Origin of the sequence: Mycobacterium europaeum (assembly GCF_002102155.1) — a bacterium.
GTDB classification, from domain to species: Bacteria; Actinomycetota; Actinomycetes; order Mycobacteriales; family Mycobacteriaceae; genus Mycobacterium; species Mycobacterium europaeum.
This window is the reverse complement of sequence record NZ_LQOU01000012.1, coordinates 22,399-38,508: the sequence shown is the minus strand read 5'-3', so window position 1 is coordinate 38,508 and position 16,110 is coordinate 22,399. Positions and strand designations below refer to the sequence as shown.

16 protein-coding genes are annotated in these 16,110 nt (G+C 69.0%); 6 read left to right on the top strand and 10 right to left on the bottom strand.

What is annotated here, in order from left to right:
• Positions 1 to 30: 30 nt before the first annotated feature.
• Both AWC03_RS06015 and trxA read right to left on the bottom strand, forming a co-directional pair.
• Positions 31 to 840, bottom strand: coding sequence for an enoyl-CoA hydratase (locus AWC03_RS06015; protein WP_085239610.1), 810 nt, complete (start codon positions 838 to 840; stop codon positions 31 to 33).
• Between the two features lie 519 nt (positions 841 to 1,359).
• Entirely contained in the window at positions 1,360 to 1,713 is a 354-nt protein-coding gene (trxA, locus tag AWC03_RS06010) for a thioredoxin (protein ID WP_085239609.1), read from the bottom strand.
• Between the two features lie 251 nt (positions 1,714 to 1,964).
• On the opposite strand from trxA, the gene AWC03_RS06005 reads away from it, so the two are divergent.
• From AWC03_RS06005 to AWC03_RS05995, 3 genes are all read left to right on the top strand, one after another.
• Entirely contained in the window at positions 1,965 to 3,791 is a 1,827-nt protein-coding gene (locus AWC03_RS06005) for an acyl-CoA dehydrogenase (protein ID WP_085239608.1), read from the top strand.
• 85 nt (positions 3,792 to 3,876) lie between these two features.
• Positions 3,877 to 4,659 carry a DUF5666 domain-containing protein gene (locus AWC03_RS06000; RefSeq protein WP_085239636.1) on the top strand — a complete coding sequence of 261 codons (783 nt, stop codon included), beginning with the start codon at positions 3,877 to 3,879 and terminating at the stop codon, positions 4,657 to 4,659.
• A 111-nt stretch (positions 4,660 to 4,770) separates the two neighbouring features.
• Positions 4,771 to 5,505: a DUF5666 domain-containing protein gene (locus AWC03_RS05995; protein WP_142278331.1), complete on the top strand. Its 735-nt coding sequence runs from the start codon at positions 4,771 to 4,773 to the stop codon at positions 5,503 to 5,505.
• Between the two features lie 52 nt (positions 5,506 to 5,557).
• Here AWC03_RS05995 and AWC03_RS05990 read toward each other — a convergent pair whose 3' ends face one another.
• From AWC03_RS05990 to AWC03_RS05960, 7 genes are read right to left on the bottom strand one after another with little or no spacing between them, the layout of a single operon-like run.
• Entirely contained in the window at positions 5,558 to 5,905 is a 348-nt protein-coding gene (locus AWC03_RS05990; RefSeq protein WP_055405537.1) for a metal-sulfur cluster assembly factor, read from the bottom strand.
• A complete protein-coding gene (gene sufU / locus AWC03_RS05985; RefSeq protein WP_085239607.1) occupies positions 5,880 to 6,380 on the bottom strand; it encodes a Fe-S cluster assembly sulfur transfer protein SufU in 501 nt (166 codons plus the stop codon). The genes AWC03_RS05990 and sufU overlap by 26 nt, the downstream gene beginning before the upstream one ends.
• Positions 6,377 to 7,618: a cysteine desulfurase gene (locus tag AWC03_RS05980; RefSeq protein WP_085239606.1), complete on the bottom strand. Its 1,242-nt coding sequence runs from the start codon at positions 7,616 to 7,618 to the stop codon at positions 6,377 to 6,379. The genes sufU and AWC03_RS05980 overlap by 4 nt, the downstream gene beginning before the upstream one ends.
• A 2-nt stretch (positions 7,619 to 7,620) precedes the next feature.
• Positions 7,621 to 8,406 carry a Fe-S cluster assembly ATPase SufC gene (gene sufC / locus AWC03_RS05975; protein ID WP_085239605.1) on the bottom strand — a complete coding sequence of 262 codons (786 nt, stop codon included), beginning with the start codon at positions 8,404 to 8,406 and terminating at the stop codon, positions 7,621 to 7,623.
• Positions 8,403 to 9,590: a Fe-S cluster assembly protein SufD gene (sufD, locus tag AWC03_RS05970; protein ID WP_085239604.1), complete on the bottom strand. Its 1,188-nt coding sequence runs from the start codon at positions 9,588 to 9,590 to the stop codon at positions 8,403 to 8,405. Before sufD ends, sufC begins: the two co-directional genes overlap by 4 nt.
• Positions 9,590 to 11,047, bottom strand: coding sequence for a Fe-S cluster assembly protein SufB (sufB, locus tag AWC03_RS05965; RefSeq protein WP_085239603.1), 1,458 nt, complete (start codon positions 11,045 to 11,047; stop codon positions 9,590 to 9,592). The genes sufD and sufB overlap by 1 nt, the downstream gene beginning before the upstream one ends.
• Positions 11,044 to 11,853 carry a helix-turn-helix transcriptional regulator gene (locus tag AWC03_RS05960; RefSeq protein ID WP_211279211.1) on the bottom strand — a complete coding sequence of 270 codons (810 nt, stop codon included), beginning with the start codon at positions 11,851 to 11,853 and terminating at the stop codon, positions 11,044 to 11,046. Before AWC03_RS05960 ends, sufB begins: the two co-directional genes overlap by 4 nt.
• A 225-nt stretch (positions 11,854 to 12,078) precedes the next feature.
• Here AWC03_RS05960 and AWC03_RS05955 point away from each other — a divergent pair, with 225 nt between their 5' ends.
• Positions 12,079 to 12,369: a hypothetical protein gene (locus AWC03_RS05955; RefSeq protein ID WP_085239601.1), complete on the top strand. Its 291-nt coding sequence runs from the start codon at positions 12,079 to 12,081 to the stop codon at positions 12,367 to 12,369.
• 82 nt (positions 12,370 to 12,451) lie between these two features.
• On the opposite strand, the gene AWC03_RS05950 is transcribed toward AWC03_RS05955, so the two are convergent.
• Positions 12,452 to 13,255: a HugZ family pyridoxamine 5'-phosphate oxidase gene (locus AWC03_RS05950; protein WP_249025830.1), complete on the bottom strand. Its 804-nt coding sequence runs from the start codon at positions 13,253 to 13,255 to the stop codon at positions 12,452 to 12,454.
• 130 nt (positions 13,256 to 13,385) lie between these two features.
• Between AWC03_RS05950 and mptB the strand changes: the two genes are divergently transcribed.
• Positions 13,386 to 15,098 carry a polyprenol phosphomannose-dependent alpha 1,6 mannosyltransferase MptB gene (mptB, locus tag AWC03_RS05945; protein ID WP_085239599.1) on the top strand — a complete coding sequence of 571 codons (1,713 nt, stop codon included), beginning with the start codon at positions 13,386 to 13,388 and terminating at the stop codon, positions 15,096 to 15,098.
• A gap of 73 nt (positions 15,099 to 15,171) precedes the next feature.
• Positions 15,172 to 16,107: an ABC transporter ATP-binding protein gene (locus AWC03_RS05940; protein WP_085239598.1), complete on the top strand. Its 936-nt coding sequence runs from the start codon at positions 15,172 to 15,174 to the stop codon at positions 16,105 to 16,107.
• The last annotated feature ends 3 nt before the right edge of the window (positions 16,108 to 16,110 follow it).

The window sequence follows — 16,110 nt, the reverse complement described above, 5'->3', positions numbered from 1 at the left end:
ATTTGCTCCCTTGCGCTTCCCTTGTCGTGGCTACTTGTCGTCGGTGAACACCGCGGGGCGTCGCTCCGCGCGCGCGGCAACCGCCTCTTCGAAGTTGGCGGTGAGCAGACGAACGAACAGCTGACCCAAGCCTTCGGCTTGCATGTGCCCTTCCAGGCTACCGGCGTCCAGTCCACTCCACAGTGTGCGCTTGGTCAACTCGACTCCCGGCCGCGAGAACGCCGCGATGCGCGCGGCGACGGCGTAGCAGGTGTCCAACAACTGCTCGTCGGGCACCTGGCACGACACCAGCCCGATGCGCTCGGCCTCCTCGGCGGTGACGTCGCGGCCGGTCAGCATGATCTCGAACGCCCGCGACGATCCGATGGCCCTGGGCAACAGGTAGCTCAGCCCCAGTTCGCTGGCGGTCAGGCCGTTGTTGATGCCGGCCGCGCGAAAGTACGCCCCGGTCGAGGCGACCCGGATGTCGCAGGCCAGCGCCAGGCACAGCCCACCGCCGATGGCCGGGCCGTTGACCGCGGCGATCACCGGCTGATGCAGGCGCCGCAGCCCCAGGATGACCTCGTCCAGGACCTCCATCGAGCGCAACGCGTAGGTCGGACGGGTGAGCCCCTCGACATGCGGCACCGAGCCCGCCGACTTGTGGTCGGCGCCCGAGGAGAACCCGCGGCCCGCCCCGGTCAGCACGACCACGCGCACGGAATTGTCGTACCGGACCTTCTCGAGGGCCTCTTTGAGCGGCACCATGACGTCGAACGCCATGGAGTTCATCCGCTCGGGGCGATTGAGCGTTATCAGCGCGACGCCGGGCCGCGGGTGTTCTACCAGTACCAAGCTCACCCAAGCAACCTAGCGCGTGGGGTCCGCAATCCCGACGCTGGCGGGATCCTCTAGTTTCGGGGTCGGACTTTGGAGAAAAATCCAAGTTTGTCGACCAGGGTACGCGGGTAAAGGACACCGCCCCCTCGTCTTGAAGGTTTAGGAAAGCTAATGCTCAGAGCGCGCATCAACGACTTCAAAGAAGCTTGTCTTCTGTTCCTGGGCACGCTGGCCGCTCTACCCGCCTCGCAATCGGGCCTCAGGTACCCTTTGCCCAAGCCAGGAGACAGGGACGCACCGCTTCGCGAGTCAGCTCTCGATGTAGCGCCGCCGCCCGCCCCGGCGGCCGTGGGTGCGTGGGTCACCACCCCCACGAACACACCGGCGGCGGCGTGGATGCGCCGTGATCCCGGACCACATGGCATACCTGCGCAAGGCCCGGCGCACGTCGCGCCGCCGGAAGGCACGCCAGTCGCGGCTCCCTGAACGTTCGCTTCGGCGATTCGCTCCGACGGCAGGCAACCGGGACCGGGGCCGGGGCTATTCGGCCTGGCCGGCCTGGGCCGCGTCCACGTCGAATGCCCTGATTTGCTGGACCAGGTCTTCGAGGGCCGCGGGCGGTAGCGCGCCGGCCTGGTTGAACAGCAGTTTGCCCTTCTTGAAGGCCATCAGCGTCGGGATGGACCGGATCTGGGCGGCAGCGGCCAGCTGCTGTTCGGCCTCCGTGTCGACCTTGGCGTGCACGATGTCGGGATGCTTCTCCGACGACGCCTGGAATGTGGGTCCGAACTGGCGGCATGGTCCGCACCACGACGCCCAGAAATCGACGAGCACGATGTCGTTGCCCTCGATGGTTTCGTTGAATTTCTCAGCAGTGAGATCGACTGTTGTCACATTTGCTCACAACGCCGAAACCCGGCGTGATGTTCCCGGGCGGTGAGGCCCGAGCCGGGTCCGCCCGGTCGTCGTCGCCGCCTCGCCGAGTCGGCCTACCGCCAACGCAAGCGCACGCGTCGGTTCGGAACGACGACATCGGCGCGTAACCTGCTTGCGGCCCGCCGTAGGTTACGGTTGCGTACGTTTTCCCACGTCGGAGACACTGATGCGGACGAGCCGCCGCCTCGAGGACCAGTGAGGGAATCGCGTTGGGCCACTACATCGCAAACGTCCGCGACATCGAGTTCAACCTGTTCGAGGTCCTCGGTGTGGGCACCGTCCTGGGCACCGGCCCCTACGGCGACCTCGACGAGGACACGGTCCGGACGATCCTGGACGAAGCCGCCCGCCTGGCCGAAGGCCCGGTCGCCGAAACCTTCGCCTTCGCCGACCGCAACCCCCCGGTGTTCGACCCGGCCACCCACACCATCAGCGTGGCACCCGAGCTGGCCAAGACGGTGGAGACGATCAAGGAGGCCGGCTGGTGGCGGCTGATGCTCGACGAACAGATCGGCGGGATGGCCGCGCCGCCCCCGCTGGCGTGGGCGGTGAACGAAATGATCATCTGCGCCAACCCCTCTGCCAACTTCTTCTGCCTCGGCCCGTTGATGGCCCAGGCGCTGTACGTCGAGGGCAACGAACAGCAGCGGCGGTGGGCCGCCGAGGGCGTGGAGCGCGGATGGGCGGCCACCATGGTGCTCACCGAACCCGACGCCGGCTCCGACGTCGGCGCGGGCCGCGCCAAGGCCATCGAGCAACCCGACGGCACCTGGCATATCGAGGGCGTCAAGCGATTCATCTCCGGCGGCGAGGTGGGTGACACCGCCGAGAACATCTTCCACCTGGTGCTGGCCCGACCGGAGGGGGCGGGACCGGGCACCAAGGGGCTGAGCCTGTTCTACGTGCCCGAGTACCTCTTCGACCCGGACACGTTCGAACTCGGGCCCCGCAACGGCGTTTTCACCACGGGCCTGGAACACAAGATGGGGATCAAGTCCTCCCCCACGTGCGAATTGACTTTCGGCGCAACGGATGTGCCCGCGGTCGGCTACCTGGTGGGTGACGTGCACAACGGGATCGCGCAGATGTTCACCGTGATCGAGCACGCGCGCATGACGATCGGCGTCAAGGCCGCCGGGACCCTGTCCACCGGTTACCTCAACGCGCTGGCCTTCGCCAAGGAGCGGGTGCAGGGTGCGGACCTGACGCAGATGTCCGACAAGACCGCGCCGCGGGTCACCATCATGCACCACCCCGACGTGCGTCGTAGCCTGATGACGCAGAAGGCCTACGCCGAGGGCCTGCGGGCGCTGTACATGTACGCCGCCGCGCACCAGGAAGACACTGTGGCGCAACATGTTTCGGGTGCCGATCACGAGATGGCGCACCGGGTGGACGACTTGCTGCTGCCGATCGTGAAGGGCGTGAGCTCCGAACGGGCCTACGAAGTGCTGACCGAGTCGCTGCAGACGCTCGGCGGTTCGGGCTTCCTGCAGGACTACCCGCTCGAGCAGTACATCCGTGATTCCAAGATCGACTCGCTCTACGAGGGCACCACGGCGATCCAGGCGCTCGATTTCTTCTTCCGCAAGATCGTTCGAGACCGCGGCCAGGCGCTGCAGTTCGTGACGGCCCAGATCACCGCGACGATCGACTCCTGCGACGAGGCACTCAAACCGCAGGCCCAGTTGCTGCAGGCCGCGCTCGACGAGGTCACGGCGATGACGGCCGCGCTGACCGGATACCTGATGTCCGCCGCGCAACATCCGAGTGAAATCTACAAAGTCGGACTCGGATCGGTGCGGTACCTGCTGGCGGTGGGCGACCTGCTCATCGGCTGGCGGCTGCTGGTGCAGGCCGGCGTCGCCCACGCCGCGCTGGCGGACGCGGCCGGCAACGACGTGGCCTTCTATCAGGGCAAAGTCGCGACCGCGGCGTTTTTCGCCAAGAACATGCTTCCCAAACTCGCCTCCCTGCGCAAAGTCCTCGAGTCCATCGACGACGAGGTGATGCGCGTTTCCGAAAACGCATTCTGAGCGCCTCCGCGATTACACACAGGTTAGGTACAGGTTCGGCGGGTAAACCCTTTCGTTGGTGCTGACCACGATTGGAGAAACGTTGATGTCTGCCGGCAGTCGTACGCCTCTGTTCACCCGCGTCGCGGTAGTCGCCGTCGCGGGAACCACCGCACTGTCCATCGCCGCCTGCGGCTCGTCCAACAAGTCCAGTCCGCCGTCGACGTCCACCTCCACCGTCACCTCGACCACCACGTCGCCGGTGCCCGCCGCCGGTGAGGCCCGCGTCAGCGGCCTGATCGCCTCGGTCGCGGGCAACTCCGTTCAGGTGACCCAAGAGGACAACGCCACCGCCACCGTGAACTTCACGGCCACGACCAAGGTCACCGAGGTCACCCCCGCCGCGCTCACCGACGTCACCGCGGGCAACTGCGTCACCGTCCGGCCCGCAAACCAGGGGCAAGGCGGGCAGCCGGTGACCGCGGCGTCGGTGAAGGTCAGCCCGTCGGTCAACGGCACCTGCCCGAAGCCCAAGGCGGCCGCGCCCGGCGGTTCACCCGGCCCCGCCCCGTCGGGGGCGCCGACGCCACCGCCGGCAAAGCCCGCGCCCGTGCAGGGCTCGGTGGCCTCGGTGACGGGTAACACCATCAACGTCACGGGCACCGACCCGAGCGGCAACACCACTCAGACGGCCGTGACAGTCGACGACAAGACCAGGTACACCAAGCAGTCGTCGGCCACCACGGACGCGATCACGCAGGGCAAGTGCCTCACCGCGCGCGGCACCAAGGACAACAGCGGCGCGCTGCAGGCGACCAGCATCAACGTCCGGGCGGCCAACGACGGGAAATGCGGCGGCCCGGCCGGGCTGCCGCACGCCCACGGCTGACCGCCGCCGAACCCGCCGAGACAACCGTCACACCAGGCGAGCGCGGACGTGACCACCGCGCTCGCCTGGGTATTCGCTGGCGATGGCCAGCCCGCATTCGGAGGTGTGTCGATGCCCGCGACTTCGGTGAACCCGCGGCTGGCGCGGCTCGCGCTCGTCGCCGTCGTCGCGGTGGTCCTGCTGGGCGTCGCCATGTGCCGGTCGAGCGACACGACGACCGGCCATACCGCTAAACCGACGGTGGCGGCCGCGGCCCCGCCCAGCGCGGCGCCGCCCAGCGCGGCGCCGGCGCCCCCGCCCGTGGGCAAGGATTACGTCGAGGGCCTGATCCAGTCGGTGTCGGACGGCACGATCCGGCTCAGGACACGGACCGGGAGCGCGACGGTGGACTTCGCCCCGTCGACGCGGGTCGTGCAGGTCACCCCGGCCAAGCTGGCCGACGTCACCCCCGGCAGTTGCGTCAACGTGCGCGCCACCCCGCAGAGCGCGCCCAGCCGTGGCGCGATCGAGGCGCAGGCGGTGACGATCACCTCCGCCGTCGACGGCAAGTGCCCGCCGCCGGCCGGCTTCTACGGCACGGTCACGTCGGTCTCCGGCGACACCATCGCGGTCAACGGCATGGGTGCGCAAGCGACCCCGACCAACGTGACGGTCGCGAACTCGACCTCATACCAACTGCAGACGGCGTCGGACGCCCAGGCCATCGCGAACGGAAAATGCATGGGAGCGCAGGGAATTGAGGACGCCGGCGTGCTGCACGCCACGACCATCAGCCTGCAGACCTGCCCGCCGATGGGGCGCCCGCACCACCACCTGCACCTGCCACACCTGCCCTTCCACCTCTAGCGGCGATCGCAAGCGCGGCGAAGCCGGGCGCAGCGGGTCGCCGGGGCAGCCTTTAGACGGTGAAGCCGAGGGCGCGCAGTTGTTCGCGTCCGTCCTCGGTGATCTTGTCCGGGCCCCACGGCGGGTTCCACACCCAGTTGATCCGCAGGTCGTCGACCAGCCCGCTGCTGACGAGCGCGCTGCGGGACTGGTCCTCGATGACGTCGGTCAGCGGGCAGGCGGCTGAGGTCAGCGTCATGTCGAGCAGGGCGACGGTTCCCTCGTCGCCCTCTTCCACGTTGAGGCCGTACACCAGCCCGAGATCCACGACGTTGATGCCCAATTCGGGGTCGACGACGTCGCGCATCGCCTCCTCGAGGTCGGCAAGAAATTCGTCACCCGGTGCGGCGGTCTCGCTCATCCTTCTCCTCCTCGAAGTCCGCGTCCCTGTCCGCGCAAGCCTGGGCCAGGGCGTCCTTGAACGCCATCCAGCCCAGCAGCGCGCATTTCACCCGGGCCGGGTATTTGGCCACCCCGGCGAACGCGATGCCGTCGCCGAGGACGTCCTCGTCGCCCTCGATGGTGCCGCGTGAGGACACCATCTCGGTGAAGGCCGCGATGGTGTTGAGCGCCTCCGGCACCGTCTGACCGATCACCTGCTGGGTCAGCACCGAGGTGGCCGCCTGGCTGATCGAGCAGCCCTGGCCGTCGTAGGAGACGTCCGCGACGCGCTGACCGTCGTCGGAGAGCGCGACCCGCAGGGTCACCTCGTCACCGCAGACGGGGTTGACGTGATGCACCTGCGCACCGAACGGCTCCCGCAGCCCGCGGTGCTGCGGATGCTTGTAATGGTCGAGGATCACGTCCTGATACATCTGCTCCATGCGCACGGTCATTCGCTCCCAAAGAAATCGAGCGCGCGTCGCACGCCGGCCACCAGACGCTCGACCTCGTCGAGGGTGTTGTACACGGCGAACGACGCCCGGGCGGTCGCCGCCACGCCGAACCGGCGATGCAGCGGCATCGCGCAGTGATGCCCCACCCGCACCGCGACGCCGCCGTCGTCGAGCACCTGCCCGACGTCGTGCGCGTGCACGCCGTCCACGACGAACGAGACGGGCGAGCCCCGGTTCTCCATCGTGGTGGGCCCGACGATCCGCACGGCGTCGATGCGCGAGAGCCCGTCGATGGCCGCGGCGACCAGCTCGCGCTCGTGCGCCTCGACCGCGTCCATGCCGATGGCATTCAGGTACCGCGCCGCGGCGCCCAGCCCGACCACCTGGGAGGTCATCGGCGTGCCGGCCTCGAACCGTTGCGGTGCGGGCGCGTAGGTGGACGTCTCCATGGTCACGGTCTCGATCATCGACCCACCGGTGAGGAAGGGGGGCAGCTCCGAAAGCACCTCGCGACGGGCGTAGAGCACGCCTACCCCGTTGGGGGCCAACATCTTGTGTCCGGAGAACGCGGCGAAGTCGACGTCGAGCGCGTGCAGGTCCACGGGCTGGTGCGGCACCGACTGGCAGGCGTCCAGCACCGTCACGGCCCCCACCGCCTTGGCGCGGCCGACCAGTTCGGCCACCGGCGCCACCGCACCGGTCACGTTCGAGTGATGGCTGAAGGCAACGACCTTCACGCGCTCGTCGAGTTCCAGCGAGTCCAGGTCGATGCGCCCGTCGTCGGTGACGCCGTACCAGCGCAGCGTGGCACCGGTGCGGCGGGCGAGTTCCTGCCACGGGACGATGTTGGCGTGGTGCTCGAGCTCGGTGGTGACGATGACGTCACCCTGGCCGACGGCACGGTCAAACCTGTTGTCCCCCAGCACGTACGACGCCAGGTTGAGCGCCTCGGTGGCGTTGCGGGTGAACACCAGCTCGTCTGCACCGGCACCGACGAACGCCGCGATGTCGGCGCGGCCCTGCTCGTAGGCGTCGGTCGCCTCCTCCATCAGCTGATGCGCCCCACGGTGCACCGCGCCGTTGGAGGTGATCAAGAACTCCCGCTCGGCGTCGAGCACCTGCAGCGGTCGCTGCGACGTCGCGCCGGAATCCAGGTACGCCAACTGCTTTCCGCCGCGCATCACGCGCTTCAAGATCGGAAAGTCAGCGCGGATGGCGTCGACGTCCAGTGCATTCATGCCTACGCCCCTGCGGCCGCCGCCGCTTCGGTGAAGCGCACGTAGCCGTTCTCCTCGAGTTCGTCGGCCAACTCCGGACCGCCGGATTCGACGATCCGGCCGCCGACGAAGACGTGCACGAACTGCGGCCGGATGTAGCGCAGGATCCGGGTGTAGTGGGTGATCAACAGGATGCCGCCGTGCTCGGCCTCGGCGTAGCGGTTGACGCCCTCGCTGACCACGCGCAGCGCGTCGACGTCCAGGCCGGAGTCGGTCTCGTCGAGGATGGCGATCTTGGGCTTGAGCAGTCCCAGTTGCAGGATCTCGTGGCGCTTCTTCTCGCCGCCCGAAAATCCTTCGTTGACACTGCGTTCGGCGAACGCCGGGTCGATGTCGAGATCGGCCATGGCGGCCTTGACCTCCTTGACCCAGTGCCGCAGTTTGGGCGGCTCGCCGCGGACGGCGGTGGCGGCGCTGCGCAGGAAGTTCGACATCGACACCCCCGGCACCTCGACGGGGTACTGCATCGCCAGGAACAGTCCGGCACGGGCGCGCTCGTCGACGCTCATGTCCAGCACGTTCTGGCCGTCCAGCGTGATCGACCCGGACGTCACCCGATACTTCGGGTGACCGGCGATGGCGTAGGACAGCGTCGACTTGCCCGACCCGTTCGGCCCCATCACCGCATGCGTCTCACCGGAATTAACGGTCAGATTGACACCGTTGAGGATGGGGATCTCGCGGTGCCCCTCCGGCGCGTTGGGGTCTTCGACGCTGACGTGCAGGTCTTTGATCTCGAGTGTGGTCATGAGTCCGTTGTCTTCTCCGTGATTTCCAGTTCGTGTTCGATGGCGACGGTCAGGCGTTCCCGGATGTCCGGCACGGCGATCTTGGAGATGATCTCGCCGAAGAAGCCGCGCACCACCAGCCGCCGCGCCTGGTCTTCCGGGATACCGCGCGCCCGCAGGTAGAACAGTTGCTCGTCGTCGAAACGCCCGGTGGCGCTGGCGTGTCCGGCGCCGACGATCTCGCCGGTCTCGATCTCGAGGTTGGGCACCGAGTCGGCGCGCGCCCCGTCGGTGAGCACCAGGTTGCGGTTCACCTCGAAGGTCTCGGTGTCGGTGGCCTCGGCGCGGATCAGCACGTCACCCACCCAGACGGTGTGCGCATCGGGCCGCTCCGACGCCGGATCTCCTTGCAGCGCACCCTTGTAGAGCACGTTGGATTTGCAGTTGGGCTGCGCGTGGTCGACCAGCAGCCGCGACTCCAGGTGCTGCCCGTCGTCGGCGAAGTACAGCCCGAGCAGCTCCGCGTCCCCGCCCGGGGCGGCGTACCGCACGTTGGCCGACATCCGCACCACCTCGCCGCCCAGGGTGACGGCGACGTGCCGCAGCACCGCGTCCTTGCCCAGCCTGGCGTGGTGCGCGGACAGGTGCACCATGTCGTCGGCCCAGTCCGCAACCCACACGACGGTGAGCCGGGCGGCGTCGCCGACGATGAATTCGACGTTGTCGGCGTAGGTTCCGCTGCCCCGGTGGTCGATCACCACGACGGCCTCGCCGAGTTCGGCGATGCTGATCTGCAGGTGCCCGTAGGCAACCGCGCCGGCCCCGGGACCCGTCACGGCGATGTTGATCGGCTCGGCGACCTGCGTGTCCCGCCCGACGCTCACCAGCGTCGCGGAATTGAACGACGAAAATGCTTGCGCGGCAACACGGTCGGTGGGCACGCCGCCGCGGCCGAGCCGCTCGTCACCGCGGCGGACGGTCTCGACCTGCACGCCGGGCTGTTCGCTGACGTCGATCCGCGCCGCGCCCGTGGCCCGGGCCGAGCCGTCGTGCAGCCCGCGCAGCCGCCGCAGCGGGGTGAACCGCCAGATCTCGTCGCGCCCGCCGGGCACCTCGAAGGCGTCCACGTCGAAGGACGCGAACAGCTCACCTTTGTTGGCTGCGGCGAGGGCCGAACCCTCAACCGCCTCAGTCAATCCCGTCACTAGCCGACCGCACCTTCCATCTGCAGCTCGATCAGCCGGTTGAGCTCGAGGGCGTACTCCATGGGCAGTTCCTTGGCGATCGGCTCGACGAAGCCGCGCACCACCATCGCCATCGCCTCTTCCTCGGTCAGCCCGCGGCTCATCAGGTAGAACAGCTGGTTGTCGCTGACCTTGGACACGGTGGCCTCGTGACCCATGGTGACGTCGTCCTCGCGGATGTCGACGTAGGGGTAGGTGTCGCTGCGGCTGATCGTATCGACAAGCAGCGCATCGCATTTCACGCTGGAGCGGGAGCCGTGCGCGCCCTTGTTCACCTGCACCAGGCCGCGGTAGGAGGTGCGGCCGCCGCCGCGGGCCACCGACTTCGAGACGATGTTGCTCGACGTGTTCGGCGCCAGGTGCAGCATCTTGGCTCCGGCATCCTGGTGCTGGCCCTCGCCGGCGAAGGCGATCGACAACACCTCGCCCTTGGCGTGCTCCCCGGTCATCCACACCGCCGGGTACTTCATGGTCACCTTGGACCCGATGTTGCCGTCGACCCACTCCATGGTGGCGCCGGCTTCCGCGCGGGCCCGCTTGGTGACCAGGTTGTAGACGTTGTTCGACCAGTTCTGGATGGTGGTGTAACGGCAACGCCCGCCGGGCTTGACGATGATCTCCACCACCGCCGAGTGCAGCGAATCCGACTTGTAGATCGGCGCGGTGCAGCCCTCCACGTAATGCACGTACGCGTTCTCGTCGACGATGATCAGCGTCCGCTCGAACTGACCCATGTTCTCGGTGTTGATCCGGAAGTAGGCCTGCAGCGGGATGTCGACGTGCACCCCCGGCGGGACGTAGATGAACGAGCCGCCACTCCACACCGCGGTGTTCAGCGCGGAGAACTTGTTGTCCCCCGCCGGGATCACCGTGCCGAAGTACTGCTGGAAGAGGTCGTTGTGCTCGCGCAGCCCGGTGTCGGTGTCGACGAAGATAACCCCTTGCGCCTCAAGGTCTTCGCGGATCTGGTGGTACACCACCTCGGACTCGTACTGCGCGGCCACACCGGCGACCAGGCGCTGCTTCTCGGCCTCCGGGATGCCCAGCCTGTCGTAGGTGTTCCGAATGTCCTCGGGCAGGTCATCCCACGTGGCGGCCTGCTTCTCGGTGGACCGCACGAAGTACTTGATGTTGTCGAAGTCGATGCCCTCGAGGTTGGAGCCCCACGTCGGCATCGGCTTGCGGTCGAAGATGCGCAGCGCCTTCAGGCGCATCTGCAGCATCCAGTCGGGCTCGTTCTTCTTCGCCGAGATGTCACGGACCACCGCCTCGGACAGCCCGCGTTGTGCGCTGGCGCCCGCGACGTCCGAGTCCGCCCAGCCGTAGCCGTAGCGGCCCAGGGAGGCGATGGCCTCCTCCTGGGTCAACGGCCCGTCTGCCGTCTTGATGGCCTGCTGGGCCTCGGGCGTGAGGGTCATAGCGACGCTCCTTCGATGCTCGTGGGGTCGGGGCGCGGGCTGGGCGCCTTCGAACTAGGGACAGTGAGAGGCACGTGGGTGGTGCAGGCGCAGTTCCCGTTGACGATGGTCGCCAACCGCTGCACGTGGGTCCCGAGCACCTCGGCCATGGCCTGCTGCTCGGCCTCGCACAACTCCGGGAATTCCTCGGCGACGTGCGACACCGGGCAGTGGTGCTGGCAGATCTGCACGCCGTGGATCGGGCCGCCCACGCGTGCCGTGGTGGCGACGTAACCCGCCTTGGTGAGCGCGCCGGCCACCCGCTCGGCGGCGGCCTCGACTTCGGCGTCGTCCTCGCTGCCCGCGGCCGGCACGCCGGCCAGGATCGTGTCGATGCGCTGCCGGGCGAACGTGCGTACCGCGTCCTCCCCGCCGATCTCGCGGAGCTGGCGCATAGCCGCCGCCGCCAGGTCGTCGTAGGCGTGCTCGAGCTTGGCGCGGCCCGCCGCAGTCAGCCGGAACCGCTTGGCGGGACGCCCGCGCCCCGCCTGCTGCCAGGACGCGGCGGGCACCGACTCGGCGTCGCCCGCCTCGATCAGGGCGTCGAGATGGCGCCGCACGCCAGCGGCCGCCAGCCCGAGCCGGCCGCCGATCTCGCCGGCGGTGATCGATCCGGACTCCACCAGCAGGCGCACGATGGCGCGGCGGGTGTGACCATCCGGCACCGCCGCCGCCGTGCTGACGGCAGCGTCATCGAGGCCGGTCCGGAATTTCACAACACCAGTGTGACGCAATTCCGGGGATCGGTCCACCAAGGGTGCCCTCAGTGGCCGTTGGACCGGTCAGACCCGGGTTCGTCAATCACACGAAAGCGAGGCTACTGGACCGGCCGCTTTGCGTTCCGACGGGATGTTCGTCGCGGCCCGTCTCTGCGCCTTCGCCAACGCCGAAGACCATTGGCAGCCACGATGGGACCTTCGCCCGTAGTGCCGGGCCTTCCACGCCCCATAGCGTCGACGGTGGTATTGAAACCCCCCACAGAAGGATTTGACATGGCTGAGACAACTGAATCGAAGTCCATCACATCGCGTTCGACCGACCTGCTCGACGAAGTACGTGAATCGGCAAAGGCCGGACAGCACGCTGCAGTCGAAGCGCTCCGCGCGTTCCACAAGACCCTTGACGACGCAATCCCGGAGGCGGTCCAACCGCTCCGCACGAAGATCGTCGACGCCGCCATCGAACTGGCCGACAAGCTCGTCGCCGCCCAATATCAGTTCAACCGCAAGCTGGTTTCGACCGCGGACCGGGCCCTGAGCAAGGCCGACGGCGAAGAGAAGTAGCAACGACGCGGTCCCGGCTTTTGACGGCTCATCGTCAAACGACGTTACGGATCATGCGCTTGCGTGTGAGCCGCCGAGTTGGTCAATAGCCGGGATCCGCTGCGCGGGCTAAATCCGCTGCGGCCGAACGCAATTGGTCCACGGAGTCCAGCCTTGCCGGAAACCCGACCCGGGCGTAGGCGGTTCCGCGGGGGGTATCCACCCGCAGATCGAGGCCGTAGCGGTCGACGCCAGTACACATTGCGCTGTCGGTGTCGGGGTAGCCGCCGAAGGTCCGGGCCATAGCCGCTAGGGCGTCGGCGTGGTCGGCGTTGAGATGGGCGCGGGCCCGGGCGGCCGCCGGCGCAATCGGATCCGGGGAGGCGGCGGCATACTGGTCGCCGGTGGCCGAGTCCATCCGGCCGTATCCACCCACCCACCGCACCCGGTGAACTAGTAGCACCCACAGGCTGAAGTCGTTGAAGTCCAGGTAGGACCGGGCGGCGGGGACCGAGTCCAGGTATGCCGCCCGGGCCTTGTCGCGCCCGGACCCAGTGGGCTTTGCGACCAGCCCGGCCAGGGTGATCCGGCTGCGGGCCAGCGGATCGGTGTCGCCGCCGGCCGCCACGATCGACAAGCTGGCCCTTGGGTCGCCCACGAGGTTGCGGCCGTGCTCGGCCAGGCTCGAGACGCACAGCACCGGCATCCCATCCAGTAGGCCGTAAGCCACCAGCGACGCCCACGGGTCGCCATCAGCGGTCAAGGTGGCCATCGTGGCGGCGTTGGTGGCGGCGGCGATGGTGCGCGCCTGTTCCGCCGCAGACGGACGTGCGTCGTTGGTCGGTGGGTGCAGGGGCGGGGGTGCGGAGGGTCGGTCCCCGGGGTCGCCATGGTCGCGAATCGCCACGAACGCGAGGCTACGCGTGAGGACGGCCCGGACAACGGCGCCGGGACGACCGTCGGGGTGGCCGTCCGCGGACGTCATGGCGACGGGGCGAGCCGGCGGGCGGCGAGCCCCCGGCAGCTAAGCTGCACGGATGGCAGCCCGCCACCACGCGCTGAGCTCGTCGATCGCCAGCCTGCATGGCGACGAGCAGGCGGTGGGCACGCCGCTGAACGATACCGAGCTGACCGCGCTGCAGCGCACCCGCCTGTTCGGGGCGACCGGCACCATCCTGATGGCGATCGGCGCGCTGGGCGCCGGAGCCCGGCCCGTCGTGCAGGACCCCACCTTCGGCGTGCGGTTGCTCAACCTGCCGTCCCGGATCCAGACGGTGTCGTTGACGATGACGACGACCGGCGCGGTCATGATGGCGCTGGCCTGGCTGATGCTCGGCCGGTTCGCGTTGGGCAGCAGGCGGATGTCGCGCGGCGACCTGGACCGCACCCTGCTGCTGTGGGTGCTGCCGCTGCTGATCGCGCCGCCGATGTACAGCAAGGACGTCTACTCCTACCTGGCCCAGAGCCAGATCTCGCTGGAAGGGCTCGACCCCTACCGGGTGGGTCCGGCGTCCGGCCTGGGCCTGTCGCACGTGTTCACGCTGTCGGTGCCCACCTTGTGGCGGGAGACGCCGGCGCCCTACGGCCCGCTGTTCCTGTGGATCGGCCGCGGCATCTCGGCGATCACCGGGGAGAACATCGTCGCCGCCGTGCTGTGTCACCGGCTGGTGGAGCTGATCGGCGTGGGACTGATCGTGTGGGCGACACCGCGGCTGGCCCGGCGCTGCGGCGTCGCCGAGGTCAGCGCGCTGTGGCTGGGCGCGGCCAACCCGCTGCTGATCATGCATCTGGTCGCCGGCGTGCACAACGAGGCGCTGATGCTCGGGCTGATGCTGGCCGGGGCCGAGTTCGCGCTGCGCGGCATCGACGCGCCGCGGCTGTTCCCCGCCTCCTGGCGGCCCGGCCCCGACTGGGAACCGCTGGGCATGCTGCTGGCCGGCGCCGTCCTGATCACGCTGTCGTCGCAGGTGAAGCTGCCGTCGCTGCTGGCGCTCGGGTTCGTCACGATGGCCCTGGCCTACCGCTGCGGGGGGAACCTGCGGGCGCTGCTGCTGGCGGGCGGTGCGATGACCGCGCTGTCGTTGGCGGTGATGGCGGTCGTCGGCTGGGCCAGCGGGCTCGGGTTCGGCTGGATCTACACCCTCGGCACCGCCAACGTCGTGCGCAGCTGGTTGTCGCCGCCGACGCTGCTGGCCCTGGGCACCGGGCAGGTGGGGATCCTGCTGGGGCTCGGCGATCACACCACCGCGGTGCTGGGGCTCACCCGTTTTATCGGTGTGCTGATCATCACGGTGATGGTGGGCTGGCTGCTGGTGGCCGTCTTCCGCGGCCGCCTGCACCCGATCGGTGGCCTGGGCGTGGCGCTGGGCGTCACCGTGCTGTTGTTTCCCGTCGTGCAGCCCTGGTACCTGCTGTGGGCGATCATCCCGCTGGCCGCCTGGGCGACCCGCAGCGGGTTCCGGGCGGCGGTCATCGTCATCACCCTCGTCGTCGGGATCTTCGGCCCGACGGCCAACGGGGACCGCTTCGCGCTGTTCCAGATCGTGGACGCCACCCTGGCCAGCACCGTCATCGTGGCGGCGCTCATTGCGCTGACCTACACCCGGCTGCCATGGCGGCGGCTGCCGGCCGACGCCGCCGAAGCGCCTCCCGACGCCGTCGAGACCGCCCCGGCGGCCGAGACCACCCAGACCACCCGGGCCACCCCGCGTTCCGAGGCGGTGCCCGACGCCTACGCTGATTCCACGTGAGCCGCGCCGACGACGATGCAGAGCGAAGCGATGAGGTGGGGGCACCTCCCGCCAGCGGGGGAGAGCGGCGCTCGTGAGCTCGGACGTTCCTGAAACAGTCGTACGACTGCGCGGGGTGAGCAAGCACTACGGATCCACCACGGCCGTCGCCGATCTCGACCTCGAGGTGCACGCCGCCGAAGTGCTCGCCCTGCTGGGCCCCAACGGGGCCGGCAAGACCACGACGGTCGAAATGTGCGAGGGCTTCGTGCGCCCGGACGCCGGCACCATCGAGGTGCTCGGGCTGGACCCGATCGCCGACAACGCCCGCCTGCGCACCCGCATGGGCGTGATGCTGCAGGGCGGCGGCGGTTATCCCTCCGCGCGCGCCGGCGAAATGCTCGAGCTGGTCGCCTCCTACGCCGCCGACCCCCTGGACCCGGCCTGGCTGCTGGACACCCTGGGCCTCACCGACGCCGCGCGCACCACGTACCGCCGGCTCTCCGGCGGGCAGCAGCAGCGGTTGGCGCTGGCGTGCGCGCTGGTCGGCCGGCCCGAGCTGGTCTTCCTCGACGAGCCGACCGCGGGCCTGGACGCGCACGCCCGGCTGCTGGTGTGGGAACTGATCGACGCGCTGCGCCGCGACGGTGTGACGGTGGTGCTGACCACCCACCAGCTCAAGGAGGCCGAGGAGCTCGCCGACCGGCTGGTCATCATCGACCACGGCGCGACGGTGGCCGCCGGCACACCGGCCGAGCTGATGCGCGCGGGCGCCAAGGACGAATTGCGGTTCACCGCGCCGCCGCGGCTCGACCTGTCGCTGCTGACCGCCGCCCTGCCGGAGGACTACCGGGCCAGCGAGGTGACGCCGGGCGAGTACCTGGTCGAGGGCCCGGTCGACCCGCAGGTGCTGGCCACCGTCACGGCGTGGTGCGCGCGGATCGACGTGCTGGCCACCGACATGCGCGTCGAGCAGCGCAGCCTCGAGGACGTGTTCCTCGACCTCACCGGCAGGAAGTTGCGGCAGTGACCG